4 protein-coding genes are annotated in these 3,143 nt (G+C 65.3%); 2 read left to right on the plus strand and 2 right to left on the minus strand.

What is annotated here, in order from left to right:
• Positions 1-13 precede the first annotated feature (13 nt).
• A complete protein-coding gene (locus tag EN925_RS29390; RefSeq protein WP_127384723.1) occupies positions 14-886 on the plus strand; it encodes a fumarylacetoacetate hydrolase family protein in 873 nt (290 codons plus the stop codon).
• On the plus strand, positions 883-1,689 hold the full coding sequence (gene hpaH, locus EN925_RS29395) for a 2-oxo-hept-4-ene-1,7-dioate hydratase (RefSeq protein ID WP_127370161.1): 807 nt from the start codon (positions 883-885) through the stop codon (positions 1,687-1,689). The genes EN925_RS29390 and hpaH overlap by 4 nt, the downstream gene beginning before the upstream one ends.
• Before the next feature lie 28 nt (positions 1,690-1,717).
• Here hpaH and EN925_RS29400 read toward each other — a convergent pair whose 3' ends face one another.
• Positions 1,718-2,740 carry a phosphotransferase gene (locus EN925_RS29400; protein WP_127370162.1) on the minus strand — a complete coding sequence of 341 codons (1,023 nt, stop codon included), beginning with the start codon at positions 2,738-2,740 and terminating at the stop codon, positions 1,718-1,720.
• The coding region (locus EN925_RS29405) for an aminotransferase class III-fold pyridoxal phosphate-dependent enzyme (RefSeq protein WP_128337119.1) at positions 2,737-3,143 on the minus strand (407 nt) is incomplete at its 5' end. The genes EN925_RS29405 and EN925_RS29400, both read right to left, overlap by 4 nt.

Here is a 3,143-nt window from a genome sequence, read left to right on the forward strand (position 1 = left end):
CCGGAGCCGCAGCATGAACCACGCACGGCTCGCCACCTTCACCGTCGGCGGCAAGGCGCGCTATGGCGCGGTCACCAGCAAGGGTGTCGTCGACCTGTCGGCGCGCCACGGCCAGTGGCCGACGCTGCGGGAGGTGATCGAGGCCGGCGCCTTGCGGCGGCTGGCGGAAGAGGCAGAGGCCTTCCCAGTCGATTTCCCGCTCGACGCCATTGCCTACGAAATTCCGATCCCTTCGCCGGAAAAGATCATCTGCGTCGGCGTCAACTACCCCGACCGCAACGAGGAGTACAAGGACGGCCAGGCAGCACCCTCGAATCCGTCGCTGTTCGTCCGTTTTCCCCGCTCCTTCGTCGGCCATGGCGCGCCGCTGGTGCGGCCGCCGGAATCCCCGCAGCTCGATTATGAGGGTGAAATCGTCATCGTCATCGGCAAGGCGGGCCGGCGCATCGCCGAGGCCAACGCGCTCAGCCATATTGCGGCACTGTCGCTGTGCAATGAAGGTACCATCCGCGATTGGGTGCGGCATGCCAAGTTCAACGTCACGCAAGGCAAGAATTTCGACCGCAGCGGCTCGATCGGCCCTTGGCTGGTGCCGTTCACCGACGCGGAGCAGATCGCCGACATCGCGCTGACCGCCCGCGTCAATGGCGAAATCCGCCAGCAGGACCGCACCAGCCGGATGATCTTCTCGTTTCGCAAGATTATCGCCTATGTCTCGACCTTCACCACGCTGGTGCCGGGCGACATCATCGTCACCGGCACGCCGACGGGCGCCGGCGCCCGCTTCGAGCCGCCGATCTGGCTGAAGCCGGGCGATGTGATCGAGGTGGAGGCCGATGGCATTGGCATGCTTCAAAACAGCGTCGTCGACGAGGAAGCAGCATGACCCCGGAGCAAGTGGAAGACGCCGCGGCACGGCTGTTCGAGGCCGAGCGCTCACGCCGCCAGATCCGGCTGCTCAGCCTCGATTTTCCCGAGGCGACGATGGAGGATGCCTATCGCGTGCAGGCAGCGCTGGTGACGCGCAAGATCGATGCCGGGCTGAAGCCGAAGGGCTGGAAGATCGGCCTCACCTCCAAGGCGATGCAATATGCGCTCGCCATCGACACGCCGGATTCGGGCGTGCTGTTCGACGACATGTTCTTCGACGATGGCGCGACCATTCCCGCCGGCCGCTTTATCCAGCCGCGCGTCGAGGCCGAGATCGCCTTCATTATGAAGGCGCCGCTGAAAGGCCCCGGCGTGACGATCTTCGACGTGTTCAACGCCACCGACTACATCACGCCGGCGCTCGAAATCCTCGATACGCGCATCGAGCGCGTCAATGCCGAGACCAAGAAGGCGCGTACCTTCTTCGACACGATTTCGGACAATGCCGCCAATGCCGGCATCGTCATCGGCGGCCGGCCGCAGCGGCCTGATGAAGCCGACATGCGCTGGATCGGCGCCATCGTCTCGCGCAATGCCGAGGTCGAGGAGACCGGGCTTGGCGCCGGCGTGCTCAACCATCCGGCGATGGGCATTGCCTGGCTGGCCGACAGGCTCGCCCGCTACGGCATGTCGATCGCTGCCGGCGAGGTCGTTCTCTCCGGGTCGTTCGTGCGTCCGGTCGAGGCGCGACCCGGCGACACGATCGTCGCCGATTTCGGCAGTTCGGGCACGGTCAGCATCCATTTCGCGAAGGGCTGACGGTTCCGCCAGTTCTTATCAATCGGCCCTATTCGCCATGCAGATAGGCAATCACCACATCGGCTGCGATGGCCGACATGCGCAGGCCGACCTCCCTGGTGATGTCGCCTTCGACGCGGCTCTGCACCCAGCCGAGGAAGGCGAAGGCCCGCAAGGCAGAAAACAGCGGCAGCGCGGCGATGTCGCGCGCCGTCAGTTCGCGCTCCTGCCGATAGCCCTTGAGCAAAGCGGCCTCGATCAGCGGATAGATCGCCTCATCGCGGTTCTGGTAAAGCGCGACGGCAAGGTCGTACATGTGCCAGCCATGGCCGCAATCGTCGAAGTCGATGATGCGGATCGCACCATCATGGACGAGCACATTCTCGCGCACCAGGTCGGCGTGGATGATGCCGAAATTGCGGGCACTGCGTTCATACGTCAATAGCGCGCGCACGGCCTTTTCGCGCGCCCGCAAAACCAGCTCCCGGCGAGGACCGTCGAGGAAGGGCGAGGTCTCGAAACGCCCCCAATTCGGGTTCGCGCCGAAGAAGCCGTCGAAATCCCAGGCATGGCGGGCAAAGCCGGACGGAGGCGTCCAGGCTGCTGTGACATTGTGCATGTGGGCGATGGTTCGCCCGATCTCGGTAAAGATCTGTCTTGCCTGCTCGGGCGTAAAATCCAGCGGCACGCCTCGCGCGCCGACGGCGCGGCCTTCCAGCCAGCTCAGGCAATCGACTTGCCGGGGTTGCATTGAGGCGTTCGCGCTGACAAGCACGAACAGATCGCCAGCCGGCGTGGCGACCGCAGATGGCGTGGCGATGCCGGCCGATTGCAGAAAACCCATCCATTGCAGTTCCGAGCGCAGGGCGGCGTCCGTGTGATAGCCAAACCGGTGAATGCGCATGGCGGCCGGCTGGCCATCGGGCAGACGGATCCGGAAGACCGCGTTCTCGCGGAATTTCAGCAGCTCCGGCTCACCCTCATCAATGCCCCAATGGGCGAGCGCGCGCCTGGCCAGCGCCGTGACGTCGGCTGCCGTCTCGGGTTCGGATTGCGCGGAGACTGCGCTCACGCCTTCACTCCGCGGACTTCGCCAAGCACTTCGTCGAGGACGCCGATCAGGAAGTCGGCATTGTCGCGGGAGAACGGCATTGGCGGGCGGATCTTCAACACATTGCCGTGGATGCCGGTCTTGCCCATCAGCACGCCGCGCTGGCGCATCCGGTTGGCGACCTGCTCGGCAATGTCGGGCGCCGGTTCGCGCGTCTTGCGGTCGTGAACCAGTTCGGCGCCGAAGAACAGGCCAGCGCCCCTGACCTCGCCGATACATTCATGGCGATCGGCGAGCGGGCGCAGCAGGTTGAGTGCATAGGCGCCGACGTCACGCGCGTTGGCAACGAGATCTTCCTGCTCGATGACGTCGAGCACGGCATGCGCCGCGGCGACGCCGATCGGGCTGCCGCCATAGGTGCCGC

The sequence above is a fragment of the Mesorhizobium sp. M7A.F.Ca.US.006.04.2.1 genome (assembly GCF_004022915.1).
GTDB lineage: Bacteria > Pseudomonadota > Alphaproteobacteria > Rhizobiales > Rhizobiaceae > Mesorhizobium > Mesorhizobium ciceri.

What these genes read in the sequence shown, in the direction of transcription:
- hpaH (WP_127370161.1), top strand. Translation starts at nt 883, where the DNA reads ATGACCCCGGAGCAAGTGGAAGACGCCGCGGCACGGCTGTTCGAGGCC.
- EN925_RS29390 (WP_127384723.1), top strand. Translation starts at nt 14, where the DNA reads ATGAACCACGCACGGCTCGCCACCTTCACCGTCGGCGGCAAGGCGCGC.